This window comes from Cytobacillus oceanisediminis, assembly GCF_003182355.1.
GTDB lineage: Bacteria > Bacillota > Bacilli > Bacillales > Cytobacillaceae > Cytobacillus > Cytobacillus oceanisediminis_A.
In genome coordinates this window covers 166,855-185,919 of record NZ_QGTW01000001.1, presented here as the reverse complement: position 1 = coordinate 185,919, position 19,065 = coordinate 166,855, and the positions used below count along the sequence as shown (strand labels likewise).

General features: G+C 35.0%; 16 protein-coding genes and 1 pseudogene. 9 read left to right on the top strand and 8 right to left on the bottom strand.

Annotated elements, in window-relative coordinates:
• Positions 1–7 precede the first annotated feature (7 nt).
• Positions 8–1,774 (bottom strand): SLC13 family permease, encoded by a 1,767-nt coding sequence (locus DFO73_RS00905; protein ID WP_181395872.1) that lies wholly within the window; start codon positions 1,772–1,774, stop codon positions 8–10.
• A 949-nt stretch (positions 1,775–2,723) separates the two neighbouring features.
• On the opposite strand from DFO73_RS00905, the gene DFO73_RS00900 reads away from it, so the two are divergent.
• From DFO73_RS00900 to DFO73_RS00880, 5 genes are all read left to right on the top strand, one after another.
• Positions 2,724–3,464, top strand: coding sequence for a sugar phosphate nucleotidyltransferase (locus tag DFO73_RS00900; protein ID WP_110062910.1), 741 nt, complete (start codon positions 2,724–2,726; stop codon positions 3,462–3,464).
• Positions 3,461–4,417, top strand: a complete 957-nt coding sequence (gene rfbB, locus DFO73_RS00895) for a dTDP-glucose 4,6-dehydratase (RefSeq protein ID WP_110062909.1) — start codon at positions 3,461–3,463, stop codon at positions 4,415–4,417. The genes DFO73_RS00900 and rfbB overlap by 4 nt, the downstream gene beginning before the upstream one ends.
• A 4-nt stretch (positions 4,418–4,421) precedes the next feature.
• Complete coding sequence (rfbD, locus tag DFO73_RS00890) at positions 4,422–5,264, top strand: dTDP-4-dehydrorhamnose reductase (RefSeq protein WP_110062908.1); 843 nt, start codon at positions 4,422–4,424, stop codon at positions 5,262–5,264.
• Entirely contained in the window at positions 5,261–5,719 is a 459-nt protein-coding gene (locus tag DFO73_RS00885; RefSeq protein ID WP_110062907.1) for a dTDP-4-dehydrorhamnose 3,5-epimerase family protein, read from the top strand. The genes rfbD and DFO73_RS00885 overlap by 4 nt, the downstream gene beginning before the upstream one ends.
• Before the next feature lie 145 nt (positions 5,720–5,864).
• A complete protein-coding gene (locus tag DFO73_RS00880) occupies positions 5,865–6,803 on the top strand; it encodes an NAD-dependent epimerase/dehydratase family protein (protein ID WP_110062906.1) in 939 nt (312 codons plus the stop codon).
• A 610-nt stretch (positions 6,804–7,413) separates the two neighbouring features.
• Here the strand turns inward: DFO73_RS00880 and DFO73_RS00875 are convergent.
• Both DFO73_RS00875 and DFO73_RS00870 read right to left on the bottom strand, forming a co-directional pair.
• A complete protein-coding gene (locus DFO73_RS00875; protein ID WP_181395871.1) occupies positions 7,414–8,094 on the bottom strand; it encodes a class I SAM-dependent methyltransferase in 681 nt (226 codons plus the stop codon).
• A gap of 116 nt (positions 8,095–8,210) precedes the next feature.
• Positions 8,211–8,873, bottom strand: coding sequence for a sulfotransferase family protein (locus DFO73_RS00870; RefSeq protein WP_258309136.1), 663 nt, complete (start codon positions 8,871–8,873; stop codon positions 8,211–8,213).
• A 743-nt stretch (positions 8,874–9,616) separates the two neighbouring features.
• On the opposite strand from DFO73_RS00870, the pseudogene DFO73_RS29085 reads away from it, so the two are divergent.
• The 3 genes and pseudogenes from DFO73_RS29085 to DFO73_RS28365 all read left to right on the top strand — a co-directional run.
• A pseudogene (locus DFO73_RS29085) lies at positions 9,617–9,769 on the top strand (hypothetical protein); the annotation flags it as partial.
• 678 nt (positions 9,770–10,447) lie between these two features.
• The gene (locus tag DFO73_RS00865; RefSeq protein WP_110062903.1) at positions 10,448–10,726 is read left to right on the top strand and encodes a hypothetical protein; all 279 of its coding nucleotides are present in this window, start codon (positions 10,448–10,450) and stop codon (positions 10,724–10,726) included.
• A gap of 50 nt (positions 10,727–10,776) precedes the next feature.
• Positions 10,777–10,950, top strand: a complete 174-nt coding sequence (locus DFO73_RS28365; RefSeq protein ID WP_181395870.1) for a hypothetical protein — start codon at positions 10,777–10,779, stop codon at positions 10,948–10,950.
• 671 nt (positions 10,951–11,621) lie between these two features.
• On the opposite strand, the gene DFO73_RS00860 is transcribed toward DFO73_RS28365, so the two are convergent.
• The gene (locus DFO73_RS00860; protein ID WP_110062902.1) at positions 11,622–12,695 is read right to left on the bottom strand and encodes a glycosyltransferase family 4 protein; all 1,074 of its coding nucleotides are present in this window, start codon (positions 12,693–12,695) and stop codon (positions 11,622–11,624) included.
• Positions 12,696–12,799: 104 nt separating this feature from the next.
• Between DFO73_RS00860 and DFO73_RS00855 the strand changes: the two genes are divergently transcribed.
• On the top strand, positions 12,800–13,513 hold the full coding sequence (locus tag DFO73_RS00855) for a glycosyltransferase (protein WP_110062901.1): 714 nt from the start codon (positions 12,800–12,802) through the stop codon (positions 13,511–13,513).
• A 480-nt stretch (positions 13,514–13,993) separates the two neighbouring features.
• Here the strand turns inward: DFO73_RS00855 and DFO73_RS00850 are convergent, their stop codons facing one another.
• The 4 genes from DFO73_RS00850 to DFO73_RS00835 all read right to left on the bottom strand — a co-directional run bounded on the left by DFO73_RS00850 (position 13,994) and on the right by DFO73_RS00835 (position 19,011).
• Positions 13,994–14,434 carry a hypothetical protein gene (locus DFO73_RS00850; protein WP_110062900.1) on the bottom strand — a complete coding sequence of 147 codons (441 nt, stop codon included), beginning with the start codon at positions 14,432–14,434 and terminating at the stop codon, positions 13,994–13,996.
• 257 nt (positions 14,435–14,691) lie between these two features.
• Complete coding sequence (locus DFO73_RS00845) at positions 14,692–15,564, bottom strand: glycosyltransferase family 2 protein (RefSeq protein WP_110062899.1); 873 nt, start codon at positions 15,562–15,564, stop codon at positions 14,692–14,694.
• 434 nt (positions 15,565–15,998) lie between these two features.
• Complete coding sequence (locus DFO73_RS00840) at positions 15,999–16,781, bottom strand: sulfotransferase family 2 domain-containing protein (RefSeq protein WP_110062898.1); 783 nt, start codon at positions 16,779–16,781, stop codon at positions 15,999–16,001.
• 475 nt (positions 16,782–17,256) lie between these two features.
• Positions 17,257–19,011 (bottom strand): glycosyltransferase, encoded by a 1,755-nt coding sequence (locus DFO73_RS00835; RefSeq protein WP_110062897.1) that lies wholly within the window; start codon positions 19,009–19,011, stop codon positions 17,257–17,259.
• Between the last annotated feature and the right edge of the window lie 54 nt (positions 19,012–19,065).

The window sequence follows — 19,065 nt, the reverse complement described above, 5'->3', positions numbered from 1 at the left end:
AATATAATTACAGCCATTTTAAATACGTTAAAGAAAGGGTTAGAACCATACTGATCAAGCTTAGGGGCAGCCCCACCTTCAAATAGTCTGTAAATTTATAGCCACCTGGGCCATAAACAAGTAAATTGGTTTGATATCCGATAGGCGTTAGGAAACTGCATGATGCAGCGATAGCGGTGATCATCGCAAACATCATTGGATCCAGATTAAGCTGCTGAGAAATGGAAAAACCGATTGGGAACATGAGGGCAGCAGTGGCAAGATTATTAAGAACTTCCGTTAAGATGACAGTGAGAAGATAGAAGAGAATCAATGTCCCCATGATTCCGATATTAGCATGGATGTTTATTAAAAATTCACCTGCCATTTGTGCCAATCCCGTCTTTTCAACTGCTTTGCCAATCCCGATGGCGCAGCTCATCAGGATAATCACATTCCAATTAATTGCTTTAATGGCAGCCGAAACTGTAAGGACCTTTGTCATTAATAAGATAACTGTTGCAATTAAAGTAAGATTGAAAACTGGCAACAGTTGAAAGAAAGAGGAAATTATGAGTCCAAATAATATCAAAATAATAATAATTTTCCCGTACCGTGGCTGGTCTTTTGTATGATCAATTGAAAATATAAAATAGAAATCTTCAGTATCTGTCCATGATTTTTCAAAGTCCTTTTTGGCAAGAAGTAATAGCGTGTCCCCAGGTTTAATAACGATATTTCCTATCCCGTTTGTGATTTGCTTACTTTTTCTCTTAACGGCTACAATGGCAGCATTATATTTTGATCGGAAATGGCTTTCTTTAATTTTTTTATTTACTAACGGAGAATTACCCGAGATGCCTACTTCGAAAAGGGTTGTAATATTATTAAAGTGATTTCCTTTATGTTCTTCTGTATATTGAGCAAGACCCAGAATGTTGCTGATTTTCGATAATCCTTTTGGGTTCCCAGAAAAAACAAGAATATCATTGCTTTGAATTATTTCATCATTGGGTGCCGGGATAATTGCTCTTCCATTCCTGATGATTTCAATAAGAAACAGCTGATTTAAATTACGCAGCATCGCTTCTTTAATGGTTTTACCAGCTAATGGGGAGTTTTTTTCAACCGCAAATTTATATATATATAGGTGCTGTTCATCCTGAAACTGCTTAATATTATGTGGCCTGCTCGGCAGCAAATAGTGTCCGGCCACTGCAAAATACAGAATACCTGCTAATGCTAAAGGGATTCCAAAAAAAGCAAAATCAAATAAATGGAACCCTTCCAAACCTCTTTCCAGCAAAAGTCCCTGAACAATCAAATTTGTAGAAGTTCCTATTAGAGTAATGGTACCGCCTAAAATGGCCGCATAAGATAACGGAATTAAAAGCTTGGAGGGTTTAATATGATTTGAAACGGCCCAAGTTTGAAGAGTGGGAATTAACATCGTTACAATTGGTGTATTGTTTATGAATGCGGAAAGTGCACTAATTGGCAGCATTAATCGTAATAAAATATGCGGGAGCTTCTTTCCCTGGCTTAAAATTCTTTTAACAAGCTCATTTAAGATTCCGCTTTTTCCTACAGCGGCTCCAAAAATGAAGAGAAATGCTACAGTGTGAACGCCAGGATTTGAAAATCCATCTAATGCCTCCGCAGGTGTCAATATACCGGTAAAAATCAGTGCTGATAAGGATAGGAATACTGTAAATTCAGGTAATAGCCATTCTTTAATAAGAACAAAAAACATCATTACTAATATAAAGCCCAAAATCATTGCGTCAATGTTCATAGATGAATTCTCCTTACATAAAAAAGAAAATGGCATCCTAATGGTCCTCAAATGCGAACTTTTTAAACAAAAAGGATTGGACTACTTAAAAAAAATTCACTGATACAGATAGCACTTGTATTGTTTCAGTTGCTAATACAGTACTCATGAATACATTACATTTATTTAAAAAAATGGCTCTGTTAAAGGTCATTGTTGTTTTTAGCACCCTGTTGATTGGAGTGGAAGGCGGCGAGACTCCTGCGGGAGTAGCGTACCAAGGGAGACCCCGCAGGCGCAGAGCGACGAGGAGGCTCCCGGTAGCCCCGCGGAAAGCGAGTGCCTGCAGCGGAAATCAACAGCCAAATTTAACAGAGCCAAAAAAATAGCTTTTTTAAGGAAGAATTTTTTTCAACTGCATTATTATATGCTGATGCAGAGTAATCGTTCAAAAGCTCACTTAGGGCGAATGACAATTTGATTTAGAACAGAGGAAAAAGCCGGAGTTTATTAAATTCCGGCATTTGAGCATGTAGCGAAGAAAATGGGAAATAAAATTCGTATAGTTACCCATTCATTTAGAACCTTCATTCCGCCCCTAATTCAAAGTTAAGAAAACGGATTAACGGCTTTAAGGAGGACTTTTTTAGGTGTATTGTAAGTTGCAATCTTAAAATTGTGCTCATTTTTAAATTTTCGGCTTCCCTTTTTTTACCACAAAGATAATGTAGGGAAGTATTTCTTTTTTAGCTTAATTATTAAGAGAATTAACAGGCAGGAAGACACCTCCTCATTGAGCCGGGAGTTCCTGGAGTCCTATAAAAACCAAAAGGTATTTGTTTAAAAAAACCTCAATTTAGGTCAAAGGGAGATATTTATCATATAGTATATAGAAAAAAATTTGAAAGGAATATGTAAAGCGCTGGGGCTTTTATATTTTCAAAGTTTTTCAACGAAAGGGGAATTAATCATGAAAGGTGTTATTCTTGCAGGAGGAAACGGGACTCGTTTAATTCCATTTACAAGAGTTATCAATAAACACCTCTTGCCAGTGGGACCTTATCCAATGATCTATTGGCCTATCCGGAGATTAAGGGATGCGGGAATAAATGACATTTTGATTATTACGAATAAAAAACAGCTGAGTTCTTTTATAGATATATTAGGCTTTGGGGAGAATCAAGATGTTAGGATTCAATATCAAATACAAGAAAATGAGGGTGGAGGCATTGCAGATGCCCTTATGAATGCGAAAAGTTTTATAGATCATGGGAAGTTTATTGCTTTATTAGGTGACAATGTTTTTGAAGATTCATTAACACCTTATATCAAGGCATTCCAAGAACAAAAAGAAGGCGCTAGAATCTTTCTGAAGGAACTAAAAGATCCTACTCGGTATGGTGTGCCTTTAATAGATCCAACTACAAAAAAAATTATCTCCATCATTGAAAAACCAGCTGATCCACCTTCTTTTTATTGTGTAACTGGAATATATATGTATGATCAAGAAGTCTTCAATATTATAGAAAACATTTATCCTTCAAGCCGAAACGAACTCGAAATCACAGATGTAAATAATCTATATATTAAGCAAGGTCTGCTTCATTATGACGTACTAAAGGGATGGTGGATTGATGCAGGGACGCATGAATCCCTTTATAAGGCTCAACGATATGTTTGCGCCAATCAATTTGGGGAGGAAATTAATTGAGTAAACAGCTTCTTATTACTGGCGGTGCCGGATTTATTGGGTCGAATTTCATTAAGTATTTATTAAGTAAGACAAATTACTTTATCACTAATGTGGACGCCTTTACTTATGCTGGAAATGAAATTATTCATAAATACGAAAAATCAAACCGTTATCGTTTTACAAAATGTGATATTGGAAAAGTACATGAACTCGAATCTGTTTTTGATCAAAAATATGATGCAATCATAAACTTTGCTGCAGAAACACATGTGGACCGCAGCATTATGGATGCGGCTCCATTCATTCATACGAATATAAAAGGTACCTTTAACCTTTTACAAGCTGTTTTATCAGGGAAAGCCGGAAAAATGATTCAAATATCCACAGACGAAGTATATGGTTCACTGAAACCAGCAGATCCTCCATTTACTGAAAAAACACCTCTCGCACCTAATAATCCATATTCTGCAAGTAAGGCTAGTGCAGATTTACTGGTTAGATCTTTTTATAAAACACATCAGCTTCCACTCATCATCACACGATGCAGCAATAATTATGGCCCAATGCAGCATACGGAAAAGTTTATCCCTAAAATTATTTCAAATGCACTTAACGACATAGAAATTCCTTTATATGGAGATGGCTTAAATATACGAGATTGGATTTATGTTGACGACCATTGCCATGCCATCCAGTTAGTTCTGGAAAGGGGGGTGTCAGGAGAAATTTATAATATCGGAGGCTCTGCAGAGAAAACGAATTTGGAAGTTATCCATATTATTTTAAACCATTTAAAGAAGAATACACAACTGATAAAGCATATACCAGACCGTAAAGGTCATGACCGTCGATACTCTATGGATTCAACTAAGATAATGAGAGAGTTGGGCTGGAAACCAAGTGTATCTTTCAATGAGGGGATTAATAAAACAATAGAATGGTATAAACATAGGATATTTGAGAGATGGTGAAAGGATGGAGATTTTAATAACTGGCGCTCACGGCCAATTAGGAACGGCATTGGAAAGAAGGTTATGCCAAACCCATTCTATCGTAAGTTTAAGTAAAAATGATTTAGACATAACTAATAAGGAAAAAGCAGAAAAAATAATATTACATTTTAAACCGGAAATTATTATACATGCTGCTGCATTTACTGAAGTGGATCAATGTGAAATAAACATTCATAAAGCATTTGATGTGAATGGGCTAGGGGCACTCAATATAGCTCAGGCAGCAAATAAAGTAAAAGCCAGGATGTTTTATATTAGTTCTGATTATGTTTTCGATGGAAGTAAACATTCTCCATATAATGAAGAAGATACACCAAATCCGCAGTCCATTTATGGAATGAGCAAGTGGGTGGGTGAAAAATTAGTACTAAAAAATAATAATGGAACGGTTATACGCACATCCTGGCTTTACGGGCTTGATGGAAAGAATTTTGTAAAGACAATATTGAACATGGCTAAAAAAAATACAGAAATAAAAGTAGTAAATGATCAGATAGGTTCACCTACTTATGTGAAGGATCTCGCTGAAACGATTATTCATTTATTCGATAAGAAAAATGGCATCTACCATGTTAGCAATACGGGTTCCTGCAGCTGGTATGAATTTGCAAAGACTATATTCGAATTAGCAGGTTTCAACCCGAATTTGGTTTTGCCCACAACGACTGAGCATTATGAGGCTCTTGCTCCGAGGCCCCGTTATTCTGTTCTCGGACACAAAGCCTTGCTCAGAGAAGATATTAAAGCTCTTAGACCTTGGAAGGAAGCATTAAATGAATTCATTCAAGAGGTGACTTATAAATGATCAATGGAGTTAAGGTGAAGAAACTCGTCAAACATTGTGACGACCGCGGTTTTTTTGCAGAACTTATCCGGGAGGATGAGCCAGATCTGTTATCAAGGTTTGGCCAGGCCTCCTGGTCTATGAGCTACCCGGGTGTGATAAAAGCTTTTCACTATCACGAAAAACAGGATGATCTATGGTTTTTTCCTTCCGGTAATGCACAGGTAGTCCTTTATGATCTGAGAGAGAGTTCAAAAACTAAAGGTGAAACGGATGTTTATTACATGGGGGAGGAAAATCCGCTCATGCTTTTGATTCCAAAAGGCGTTGCCCATGGTTATCGGGTTTTGGGGGAAAAGCCTGCCACCATCATTTATTTCACAACAGAGGCCTATGATCCAAACGATCCAGATGAGAAACGAATACCGTGGGATGATACTTTAATAGATTTTAAGTGGGAAACAAAAAACCGGTAAAAAACATTCATTAGTATGGAGTTTTCTGCTTATCATCCATATTACATGAAAAAAGGAATTCCAGGTTTATACTGCTGGTATTATACAGCGAGATTTTCCCACAAAAAAACTTATACATCAAAGGGAAGGAATGGAACCTTAACCTATGGATAAAAGGGCCAAAAAAGTCCTCGTAACGGGAGGCGCAGGATTTATTGGGTCACATATTGTTGATGAATTACTAAAGAAAAATTATGAAGTAGCAGTAATCGATAATTTAAGCACAGGGAAAAGAGCCCATTTGCCAGACGATATCTCTTTCCATCAAATCGATATTATTGATATAGATCATGTAGAAAACGTCTTTTCAAAAGAACAACCGGATATACTGATTCATTTAGCTGCACAGATTAGTGTCACGGATTCTATAAAAGCTCCATATAATGACGGAAACATTAATATTTTAGCAACTATAAATCTTCTCGAATGCAGCAAAAAATATAGAGTGAATAAAATAGTTTTTGCATCCTCAGCAGCAGTATATGGCTATTCTGAAAGCCTGCCAATATTGGAATCAGCAGCCTTAAATCCGTTATCCTTTTACGGTCTTTCTAAAATGTGCGCAGAAGAATATATAAGATTATACTCCGAATTATACAGCCTTTCCTATACGATTCTCCGTTTTTCAAATGTTTATGGAGAGAGACAAAACTCCCAGGGTGAAGCAGGTGTTATTTCTATTTTTATAAATCAAGCCTTGAACAAGGAACCTGCAACAATTTTTGGTGATGGGAAACAGACAAGGGATTTTATTTATGTAAAGGATGTAGTAGCTGCAAATGTGGCTGCAATCGAAAATAGTTTAAGCGGTACGTTTAATATCAGTTCCAATTCGAGAACCGCTGTTAACGAAGTGTTAAGTACTATAGAAATGGTAACAAACACCGAAATGAGAAGGGTTAAACAGCCAGCAAGAAAAGGAGAAATTTTAAACAGCCAGTTAAGTAATAAAAAAGCTTTATTACTTTTGAATTGGAAACCAAAGTACACTTTAGTCAAAGGTTTAAAGGAAATGCTCAAAAATGAGAATAATAGAAAAGCTTAGTTAGTTTTTCTTAATATAATGGACACATGTAGTTCCCGCTAAGGCTGTCTGGACACGCCCAGACAGCTTATTTCATCGTTTTTGTTAAGTAATTTAGTACAATAATACAAGCGCCAAAAATTTATTCTCATATTATATATCAAGAAGGTGAGGTGTTCCTATGTGTTTATGTCATGAAATAAATAAACGTTTTTCTCCCAAAGACTTATACCACGGAAGAACTTTACAGCCGGCTAAAGTGAAAAGATTAAACTATGCTCCTGCACAGGTCAAGACAAAAAAAACACCCCAATCTTTTTCAAAATACCTGAAATAGAAGAAATCTAGGTTAAAGCGGAAGCGCTTTGAACTGCCTGATAAATCAAGAAATTCTCCTGAGAGTTCTCGATTAAAATCATTGGTTTCTCTAATGGCGAGTGAAAAGGTTTAGTGTATCGAGAAGTACTGTGCTTGAGTCGATGTTATTAAAAACTGAAAAGTTCATAACAGTTTAAAAAACTCAACATTAAAAAAGCGATTGTTCACACAATCGTTTTTTTTAATGTTCCTAAAAATAAATAGTCCTGAAATTAATAACAAATTATAAAGGCGGTTTATTAAACTGAATCTGTTAGGCGGAATTTTTGCCTTTGCTAAAGCAAATCATTTTCTGATTTCTCGGATGGCCCCAATTTCCAATATAATTCATTTGTAATGAACTGCCCTTCACTAAATATTTAAATAAAGATATATGGTAATGAAAGGGGTCCCTGTCTATATTTGTAATAATCCCTCCTGAATTTGGCTGGTGTATAGGAGAAGCATCAAACTTTCTTTTTGTTTCGAAAAAAGTTGCATAAAACTTCCCGCCAGGATTCATTACGTGCTCAATATTAATAAGGCATTTTTGAATTAAATTTACTGGAAGATGTGTGAAAACAGACTGCGCAATAGCGTAATCAAACTTTTTATTAAATGGCTTGAAATTAAAACTGTCATTAACTATTAGGACAGGTTTTTTTGAGTTTAAGTTAGCATTTTTTATTTCAGCTTGCCCTGCTTTTATAAGAGAAGAATTAATATCCAGTCCGCTGTATTTACCTTCATTAAGATAATCGATGAAGGCAATCCCCCCGCGCAAGCTGCCGCAGCCAACATCCAGCAGTTCGTGTTCAGGCTTTAAACCCTGCTCTTTCATAAATTTCAACTGTAGTTCGCGCATTTCCTGCCACATTCCGCCTACCTGATTTCGATGGATGCCCTTCTGTATATCCTGTTCCGTTAGTTTTAGTCCATAATAGTGGTTCCACATATGTGTAAACACTCCTTCTTCTTTACTATTGGCTGAACATTGTTTGGTAATAGGATTCATTGTTCATAAAAACTGGCTCTGTATTAAGTCAATGAATCTTAATCGTGTTTTTGTTTTTAAAACTTTTTCAATTTAATGTCCAAAAATTCTTTTACTCTATCAAGATTGTGAGCTCTGGGGTTCCCAATTTTTTCATTAAATTTACTTACAAATGGTTCTGGGGTATGGATGATATCCTGATAATAAACGTCAATTATATTTTCAGGAGGCAGGCTGAAAGTATGGCGGTAATAATAGAGGTTAATAAGATATGTTGTTAAAATTTGACTTGCATTGCTAATACTGATTCGATCCCTGTGAGCAAGTGAACGGACGGAAGCCTCCAGTGGACGATGAACAAACACGTAGGTTATTTCGGAAACTTCTTCAAGATACGGTTTCCATATTTCAAACGTTAAAAGTGTGCGGGGATCTTTCAGACCCCAAACAGGCTTAACTTGTTTTTTAAGAAATTCACGTATTTTCGTGTCAGGAATTTTGGCGGATTTTATTCTTTCTCGGCTCGGCGGTCTGTTCCACGCGCTTTTTACGCTTCGCAGCAAGTCTTGATTTATCTGAAAGTATTCAAGATTTTCAAAATGTCCTTTAGGATTATGCCGTGATGCAGGGAGGAGTTTATCACCCATATGGATTCCTAAATTTTGCATAACACCAGCAGTAGCACTCGAGCCAGAGCGGTGGAGGCATAAAACAAGAAATAGTTTGCTCTTTTTTTCCAAACTAAACAGCTCCTATTTACATAGAATTTTACATGTATATTCTAAGCCTGAAAACTCATTGGCCGTTTTTCCGTTTTACAAAAAAGAACTCTTTCCTAAAAATACATAAAACGTTTTTTACATTATATGTAGGCTACTAGGTTAAATGAATGCTGCGGTTGAAAATTTTTGCTGATTGAAAAGAACCATCGCCACTTAGTTTTGTAGAGAATTTAAATCCGCATATTGATGAGAATTATTTCCTGGACACTAAATAATCGTAGACCTGGAAAACTTGGTTCGGGTTTTTAATACAAAAAACCCTCAATAAGAAGGTTGAAAACTATTTATGTGAGATAATCAACTGCCTAAAAGACCGACAAATTCGGAACCGTACATACGGTGATGGAGAAGGCATTAAGGTTAGCCACCTTCTAAAGAATCCGGCAATATAGTCTTAGTTTCTAGAAGGTCACTTTGAACAACACTAATCAAGTTTTTCAATGGCTTTACGTGTGAATATAATCGGGCCAACTGCGTAAACAGTACCCGCTGAAGCAGCAAGGACTTTCCTTATCAATCTATATACAATATACCCGGTTGCTGAGCATGGTTAAAGTACAATGTATGGAATGAGGCGGTATAAAACGCTCCCGCAGGAGCTGGTTCAAGTGTAAATCGAGTATTGTAAATTTAAACTTCTGGATCAATTCCTTATAACTGACGAAAAATATGAAGGAATACGGCAGGAAAGCTTGTAATCCGAGAAGGGTCCGGTTACTGAACCGTGCAATGAGTGTGCCTAAAGAGGCATTACAGACGATTCTATTCCTGATGTCATAAAAATTGATGCTGCATCCAATAATGGTGCAGAAGAAATCAGGGATATTAGGGACAAAGTGAAATATGCCCCGACTGTCTCTTTTAACTCAATTCACTTTAGGGGATACGGATGGCTCTGTGAAAATTCCTAAAAGTCAGCAAGTTGGGTTCCTGGAAAAACAAATAAAGGCAAAGCAGGAACTCCACCTTTTCGATTACTTTACTGAGATGCCTTATAATTGAATATTCTAAACTTTAATATTTGTTTCTCTGGATCACTATTAAAATCATTATTGAATCATAAAAGTAAAGATGTTTAATTTGGAAAAGGTTATTCCTCTATAAAAAGGTTTTTATTACAGAATTGAGCGAAGCACCGTTAAGCGAAAGGAATAAGGTCACAAAGTAATAAATCATTTAACAAAACTGGCGGAGAATCCAAGCAAAGTAAGCCTTATACACATTTATTAATGAGATAAGGAGGTGAAAAGGGTGTCAATGTACAAAAAAACGGGAAATACTCGCTGTAAAATTAATTTCTCCATTTTTACCATTGTATGAGAAAAATTTTCCGTTACTATTTTTTTGGAGCCCAAAGATTGGATGTACTTCACTTATTAAATGGTTCTTTTTCCAAATAGGAATACTTCAAAAAGCAGTTGATTATAACTCTTGGGTTCACTTTTATAGAATGGAAGTTTTTGAAAAACAGGAAAATCACAAGCTTAAAGTAGTAAAGCAGCTTGCTGATGACAATAAAGAGGTCTATAAACTTGTTCGTAATGCCATATAACAGAGCAGTCAGTTCATTTTTTACGACACTCAAAAATAAACATATAATGAATCAGGTCTCTCCAGATGGTAAACATGATGGATTATCATTTAAACAATTCTTATATCAAATTAAGAATATTGGAGTTAATAGAGGTTTAATAGATGCTCACATTGCCCAGCAATATGTTGAAGAAGAGGAATTATTTATTGGTAATTATGTGTATTTAGAACATTTTTGGACAGAAATCAAAAATATGGAAAAAAATATAACTTATTAGACTCCCCAATTCAAAATATCATTCAGTCTCACCATCATAAGGCACAGAAAATGACTGATAAAAGTAAGAAAATATTCGCAGAGGTTAATATGTCTCAGGATACACTGCGCGGCCCCTTGCCGCATTATAATAATTTTTATGATGAAGAAACAAAACAGTTAGTAAGAGAGGTGTTTAAAAAAGATTTTGAAAAGTATCATTATAATAAAAATATGGAAATTTAGGTATTACTTTTACGAAGGGATAAAGGACAATTTGAAAGTGAAACACGAGAGCTAATAAACGTATAATTATTAGGCTCATAACAAGAATCATACCGTTATTTCTACAATATATTATCATTAAAGGATGATTATATAGTGCATTATGTTAAAAAATAACCTTTCGCAGAAACAAATATATTTGGCTATTTTCGAAGGTTTTACGTTGCCTCCTGCAATAAGGCCAAACATTAAAGATTATATTCTTGAATTCGCTAAATGGCGAAATGCATCAAACGTGCTAACTTAAACTTATGAAGAATGGGTACAATCGCCATTATCTCAATGTTCTGCGATAGAAAGGATTGTTAACTTTCTACTTATCCATCAGAAAACGAGAATTCCCAGAAATACAATAGTGTCTTCTATGTTAAAAATATTAATCCCCAGAAATCTGGCAAAATGAATTCGACAGCGAGGCCAAAAGACGTTTCAAGGGCGTAGCTGGCGATTTATTGATCAATCTAGGTTATGAAAAATATAGGTTATGAAAAGGATTTAAATTGGTAAAAAAGCATCCCTTTAGCAAGATTTTTTCTATGGGAAGGTTTTAAGATAGGTCAGAAACCTGCTGAAAAAAAGCGATGGGTCATCCAATCGCTTTTTTTGTCTTTTGTTTATTTTGAACTATTTAATTAAACATTTAGATGTAAGCTTTTAAGTAAATTTTTAAAATTATTGGCATATATTTGGGGAGATAAATTTTCAGTAACATATTTTCGAGCATTCTGCCTTATCGAATTTTTTAAGGAAGTGTTAAGCAATAAATCTGCAGCTTCTGCTGTAGCTCTAGAAATATTTCCGTGAGGGAATATTTTCCCAGTTTTATTGTGGAAAATAAAGCTTTTTATTCCATCTGAATCTGTGGTCACAACAGGGCATAAACAACTCATTGCTTCAACAATTGCATATCCGAATCCTTCAGTTTTTGATGTTGAACAAAGAAAACCTCCTGAATTGCCTATTCTTGTATAATAAGTAGGCATTTCTTTATTGGGTACATTTTTATACATTGTGATAAATTCTTTAAGCTTTAGTTGTTGTACTTTTAATTGAAATGCTTTTACTTGTTCAGGTTTGTCTAACGTATCGTCCGTAAAAATCCAGATTTTCATTTTAAATTTTCGTTTTATAAGTGAGGCAGCAATCTCAAGTAGATCTTTCCAGTTTTTATTGTCTTCTAGCCGTCCTACCCATCCAATTAGTTGGGCTGATTCAGCAGGCAGACCATCTTGGTAACGAAAGGTTTCAGTGTCAATGCAGTTATGGAAGCAATGTTTTGCTTTTAGTGGGAAGTATTCATCCATTAATCTCATTAAATGTGGAGTTCTTGGATATAACAAACAATTTGCATATTTTTGCACGATTGGTTGGCCAGATTTCAGATACTTATTTGCGGCATAAATGGGTCCAAGACCTTGCACTTCGTATATAAGCGGTCCTTTATATCCTAACCTTCTTGCTCGTGGCAGAAACGTATAGTCTGAACATACTATCATCGCATCATATTTTTCTCGCTTTATTATATTTTGAATATTTTGATCATTATTCGTAACAAATACTGTTTCATTAATATTTTGCAGTCCTGGCCCTTTGTAAAAGTAAAGAAAATGAAATTTGATTCCCATGTTTTTGAGTGCTTTGCTCCTTTGTCTTGCTAATGTCTCAACTCCGCCACTGGGATAATAATAAACAAATAGAATTTTCACAGTAAAACCCCTTTTTTAGTATTGGCAATAAAACAAAACTCCTTCACTTGTTTCCATAAATATTCATAAGATATATAGATTGTTACAGTTATAAGGAGGTACAAATGAAACCAAATGTATCCATTATCATTCCTTTTTTTAATTGCCAATATATAAATCAAGCAATAAAGAGCGCTCTGAAGCAGTCATATTCTAATATAGAGGTGATTGTGGTTAATGATGGATCGACTTTGTATAAAGATCGGATTATGCCTTTTTTAAAAGATAAAAGAGTAAAATACATCGAAAAGGCTAATGGAGGGACAGCCAGTGCGTTGAACGCTGGTATTAGAATCTCCAAAGGAAATTATATTGTTTGGTTAAGTTCCGATGACTTCTTTGTTAAAGATAAAGTACAAAAACAATTCCTTTTTATGCAAAAAAATAATTTTCATATAAGTTATACGAATTTTTCAAGGATAAACGAAAAAGGAGTGGTCATTAAGGAAAGGGCAGCAATCCATCCTGTTTCAAGAAAAAAGCTTTGTATTAGACTTTTAAAAGGCTGCCCAATAAATGGGTCTACGATTATGATGAAGAGAGAGGTTTATAATAAGGTGGGCAAATTCAATGAAAAACTAGCCTGTACACAAGACTATGATTATTGGCTCCGGACAATTCAGCATTATAATTTTGGCTACCTGGATGAACCTTTAACTCTGTATAAAGTCCATAACAAAATGGGGTCCATTAAACACAGAACAAAGCTGCTTAATGAAGCAAACTTACTCAAGAGGAAATACAGGCCTCTGTTATTGAGAACCATAAACCGATTATGATTCGGGCTTTCTTAATAAGAATAATATATTATCAATAAGGCTTTCCTTGCAATGATGCTAAATTTTCCTTTTGTTAAAATCTGCTTTCCATTTTTCAATCTGTTTTTTATCTCTACTATAGGTAATATTTTTAAAACCAGACCTTGCTGTTCCTGGTAGAAACACTGTATCTCTCTTTCCTCCAACCTTACTTTAGCTAAAAATTATCCGGAAATCGTTTAGGAGCAAACGACTAAACCTTAACGGAAACATCATTGGTCACTGGTATTGCTTCCGGCTTTATAACCCATCCCTCATGCTACAAGCCTATCCGCCATATACCTAGATACTGTAAATGTTCGTCTGAGTGGAACTGCAAAGCATTTTTAAAAGTTTTTTTTCGTATTTTTCCAATCAGTTAATAAGTGCAGGCAATGATGAAGAAAGAGTAAAAAACAAAACCTGAAGGAGAACCTTCAGGTTTTGCGAATAGAACTAGCCCTAAAAAACACCGGCACCGGCTGCAGCTACTCCGCTAAAGTTTGCAGCTGCAATAACAGCAGTTGATAAAGCCAGGTCGGACTCGATTGTAACAGTATAATCGAGTTGTCCGCCTGAAGGGTCTGGTGGAAAGTCAGCCGCACTGAATCCCCAAACTTCTCCAGTTTCTGCTGCAAGTGGTCCAACTGAAGTTTCAAAGATTTGTATTCCATCCCTAAAAATTCTTAAAGTTAGGGTCTCAGTAGTAGCTGTAATACCTTCAACTTTAACATATCCATTTAGAAGGACACGAATATCGCCTGCATTTTCTGGTGATACTCCAGCTGTTTGAACTCCAATGATACCAAATGTCAATGAATCGGGTGCTGTAGGGATTGGAGTTGTAAACCCATCGTTATTACTATGCTGTGAAACTCTCAAATCTAGAAATTGAATGGCCATGAAATCACCTCCTTATGTTGTGTTAATATATTTTACGATGAAAACTGGAAAATGCTTGGACAAGGTTTGAAAATCCACTTTTATCCAGGATGATAATTGGTCTATACGGTACGCTAAACAGCTTCCCTAAAATAATTTACTACTGTTCATCCTAAATGGACAAAACCTGAAGGAGACCTTCAGGTTTTACGAAGAAGTAGTCAGGAAAAGCGCCTGCAGCTACTCTGTTAATGTCATATTCATAAATTTGATTGTTATTAATTACCTCTGTAGTAATCCTTGAGGGTGCGACGATAACTGGAACTCGCATGGACACTATTGGAAATGCTGGGATTATACTTCCGTGCATTTTTCAAGCGCGGATTATTTTTTTTGTGTCGTAATTTACTAGAAGTTTTCGAAAGTTTGTTTTCTCTTTTGCTCTTTATTAAGGAATTCAGCTGTGCAGTATAACGCTCTTTGATTTGGTGGAATTCTTTCATTTGGTCATCATGATATAGAATCGATCCCATAGATGGGTGGATCCGATAATTTGTTAACGTTTTATCATAATAATGGATTGGATGCTTTAATGATACTCTTATCCAGTATTCATAATCCTGCGCATATTTCAGGTTTTCGTTAAAAAAACCAGTGATTTCGACCACTTTTTTTGACATCATGATCGTGCAGCCATTAATGGGATTTTTACGAAGGAAGGCATCTATGACGTCAATTTCATCTTGATAATTTTGGCCAACATTATGTGATACAATTTTGTTGTTTTCATCAAATAGATTAAAGTTGGTAAAGGATATCTCCGATCCCTTCTCTTGCATAAATTTAAGCTGGTTCTCGATTTTTTGATTATTCATCATGTCATCAGAACTAAGCCATGCGATATATTCTCCTGCAGCATGTTTAATCCCGGTATTTAATGCAGCAGCCACGCCTTTGTTGGACTGTTTGAAATATTTAATACGGGGAAGAAACTTGGTAGCCAAATGTTGATTTTTAGTTGAGCCGTCATTAATAACGATTACTTCAATATTTGAATAGGTTTGTGTTAAGGCACTATGAATTGCTTGGTCAACAAAGCGGCAATTGTAGAATGGGATAATGACACTTACTAAAGGTTGAGTATTAGGCAAATTATTTCACATCCTTTTTTAATGTTAAATTTATTTTTATGAATATATACTCCTTTCCTATGAACATCCACCGCCCATCCTGTCAGGCGTCGGAGTACAAATATTTACAAATGTCGAGGTAATGTACTTCCTTATAAACTATGAATATATTTCTATATTGGTATAGGTAATTATCCACCTAAATAAAAGGGAAAAATGCCACTTTTAATGCAACTGAAAAAGACAATAAAAAAAGGAAAGGGTTGAGTAAAGAAGATATTAAATCACAAATGAATGGTTGTAAGTATTAGAAGTAAAAAAAAGGCTTAGTTTATCACTGAGCCTTTTTAAGTCTGTGTTCTATTTCGTTCTTTTACTAAATCTACCATTTAATTAAACGAGTGATAGGTTAAAATGAATTATTAATCATATTTAATCTTTCTACCCCGTTTATTTTAGGTTATTTTTTGGCTATAACCATACGTTTCAAAATCCTTTTTAAATAACTCTCTTACTAAATCCCTCGTTTCCTCATCATAAAAATACTTATATTCAGGTAAGGGTCCGCTTGAAGTTTTAAAAGATAACTTAACATCTGAGAATACTTTGTTCCCCTTGCCAATCATTTTTGGCGCCATATGATGAGGAGACTTAATAATATTTTGAATAGGAGACTCTAATAGGTTATATTTTTTTTCAATATCTCTAACACTAGCTGCGAAATGTTCTAAGTGCACATAGTTTCGAATAAATAATTCTTCCCCTTCATTGTATTGCTGCGCAATGTGAGGGTTTATTAAACCTCTTCCTACTCCTTTTTTCTTTACTATATATAGGAATTGTTTAAAAGATAAGCCGTTATTAAAATTTCCTGGAGAAACCAGGTCCATTATAGTTTTACTCATAATTGTAATAAAAAAAGAACTGACTGCTCTGTTATAAGGATTACGAACCAGTTTATAAACATCTTTATTATTATTTAAAAGTTGTTCTTTTATTTTTAGGTTGTAATTTTTCTGTGCTTCATGAACTTGCATCCTATAAATGTGAACCGAGGGATTATAATTAATTGCTTTTTCAAGTAACCCTATTTGAAAGAAAAACCACTTAATAAGTGAGGTGCATCCACTTTTTGGGCTCCAAAAAAATATTAACGGAAATTTGTCTTCATACAAGGGTGGTATATAGGTTATTAAATTTGTAATAAGAGTTTCACGGTTTCTCTTAGATAGTGACATTGTTTTTCACCTCCGTTTTTTTATCATTTTATTTAAAAAGGCTTACTTTGTTTGTACACTAACCCATCGCAAAGAATTCTTTTTTTATAAATGGCTTTATTTTAGGATTTTTATTATTTTATAGAGGTGCTATTCCTGTATTGAAAGAATTTGGACTTTGAACAAAAAAAGCGCCTCCTGTATGCTTGGTAATGTTGAAGGCCATCAGTCATTCCCTGAAGTAGAAGCAAAATGGCCTAACGTATTCAACAAATACCGAAAAAACCCTATTTATTGGGGCAGATATTCAATATGCAAGAGCAAATGACTTTCGAGGATTGAGTTTGGACAGCTATGCATAGACCATACAAAAGAGGCGCTATTCGATGTACGATTTATGCCTCTAATTTGTATGTGGCTTTTAATTTTCCCCTCCCAAAACTGAATCTGTTACAAAAAAATTGAATTCTTAAAAAAATCTATCACAAATAAAAGGCTATAAAAGAATCATATTTTTAAAATTCGCTGCAAAGGGCTCAACCTCTGGGATTTTTCTCAGTTGTTCAAGTTGCATTTTTACTTGTTTTTTATCACCGGGAAAACCCTCGAGAAGATTTGTTAAGGTTTGATCATTCCATAGCTTTGATGAGATTTTAACAAGCATATAATAAAAGGCATCTTTAACAAGTTTATATTGGGATGGGAATCTCTTGGAAAATTGTAAAAAGGAGTTGTAAATTAAATGAACATTTAATAGTGATATGCCTAAATAGTGAATGGCAAAAACACGAAATTGCATTTCAGGATATTTATTAAAAACACGTGTGAAATTCTTCACGGCATCATTTGGGTTTGATTTTGCAACAGGATGCTCTTGATGGTAAGCGATTAAACCTGTGTGGTTGAGAAAACTGTATCCCCTTTTGTATAGCCGATAACCCATTTCAATATCATCCCAACCATATCCGGGGTATTCTTCGAACAATCCTGCATCGATAAATGCTTTCGCTTTAACAGAAACATTACCTGTGCAAAACAATAACCATGGAAAGTGGTATCCGGTTAATTCATTTCCGAAATTATTAAAAAGCGATATTTTATAAGCTTGAACATGGGGCTTTTCGAAACTTAATTTTTGGAAACATTGACTATAAATCTCGTTTTTTGATAGGAGCTGAAAGGGTGTATTTTTTTGATGCCTATTCCATATATTCAAGGAGTTTTTTGGATATCTGCGAATTAGCCCATTTAAGCGAGTAATTTGATCCCTATTGAATCCTGGTTGGAAGGATGTGAAGATTCCTCTAAGCACCATGCTTCCGCTAACAACTATTTTTTCTTTTTTCATATGTGCAGCATAATGATTATAAAGAAAGTCGGGATTAACTAATATTTCCGAATCCAAAAATGTAATAATGGTACCGCTGGCATTTTTGATCCCAAGGTTTCGAACTTTTGGCCGGCCAATATTTTGATTAGCTCTAATATACTTTAAAGGAAAGGAAAAAAAGTAGTCTTTAACTATCGTAGGCGTTTTGTCATTAGAACCGTCATCCACAACAATAACTTCAAACTCATCCTTCTTAAAAATCTGGCATTCTAACGAATGCAATGTCAAAATAATTTCTTGAAACTTATTGTAAGTTGGAAGGATTACACTTATTTTAGTGTTGACCCGTTTCCCATTTTTGTACATACTTCTGTTCAAATAATCGTAGCTCCAAATAAGGTTGTTTTCTTTGATAAACGAACCTTCATTTAGCTTGCGGACAGAATCTGCTGAGAAACTTTCCTTCCAGATTTTAATCGATTTTATGTGCCCCTCAAAACATTCTCCGTTTTCATTTCCACCAAAGACCCCAGAAGGATATATATGAGTAAATTTACTTTTATATCCTTTAGCAATCATTTTTCCATTTATATAGAGAGTCGGTATTTTATCAGAGTATACAAGGACAAGCCGAATCCAATTTGAAGGATCAAATTGGACAGCAAGCACAGTGTTCAAACCGTTATTACCCTGTTCGATAATTCGTATTTGAGAATCTTTTATCGAGATACCAGCACAGCCAGTGTTTATTTTAGTACGATTTGAAGGAGAAATAAGATAGTTATTTGCAGTCCCTTTCTTTTGATTGAAATTTTGGGGGTGAACTATACATTCATACGTAAAGTTATCTGCGGCATTTTCAAATAAATGCTGAACACCAATATATTCATTTCCATTGAATGTAAAAGGCTGGTTTAGCATGTGACACCTCCTTAGGTTAAATTAAAGAACTATTTCCAGTGGCCACTTTTGAAG

What these genes read in the sequence shown, in the direction of transcription:
- DFO73_RS00905 (WP_181395872.1), bottom strand. Translation starts at nt 1,774, where the DNA reads ATGAACATTGACGCAATGATTTTGGGCTTTATATTAGTAATGATGTTT.
- DFO73_RS00900 (WP_110062910.1), top strand. Translation starts at nt 2,724, where the DNA reads ATGAAAGGTGTTATTCTTGCAGGAGGAAACGGGACTCGTTTAATTCCA.
- rfbD (WP_110062908.1), top strand. Translation starts at nt 4,422, where the DNA reads ATGGAGATTTTAATAACTGGCGCTCACGGCCAATTAGGAACGGCATTG.
- DFO73_RS00885 (WP_110062907.1), top strand. Translation starts at nt 5,261, where the DNA reads ATGATCAATGGAGTTAAGGTGAAGAAACTCGTCAAACATTGTGACGAC.
- DFO73_RS00880 (WP_110062906.1), top strand. Translation starts at nt 5,865, where the DNA reads ATGGATAAAAGGGCCAAAAAAGTCCTCGTAACGGGAGGCGCAGGATTT.
- DFO73_RS00875 (WP_181395871.1), bottom strand. Translation starts at nt 8,094, where the DNA reads ATGTGGAACCACTATTATGGACTAAAACTAACGGAACAGGATATACAG.
- DFO73_RS28365 (WP_181395870.1), top strand. Translation starts at nt 10,777, where the DNA reads ATGACTGATAAAAGTAAGAAAATATTCGCAGAGGTTAATATGTCTCAG.
- DFO73_RS00855 (WP_110062901.1), top strand. Translation starts at nt 12,800, where the DNA reads ATGAAACCAAATGTATCCATTATCATTCCTTTTTTTAATTGCCAATAT.
- DFO73_RS00850 (WP_110062900.1), bottom strand. Translation starts at nt 14,434, where the DNA reads ATGGCCATTCAATTTCTAGATTTGAGAGTTTCACAGCATAGTAATAAC.
- DFO73_RS00840 (WP_110062898.1), bottom strand. Translation starts at nt 16,781, where the DNA reads ATGTCACTATCTAAGAGAAACCGTGAAACTCTTATTACAAATTTAATA.
- DFO73_RS00835 (WP_110062897.1), bottom strand. Translation starts at nt 19,011, where the DNA reads ATGCTAAACCAGCCTTTTACATTCAATGGAAATGAATATATTGGTGTT.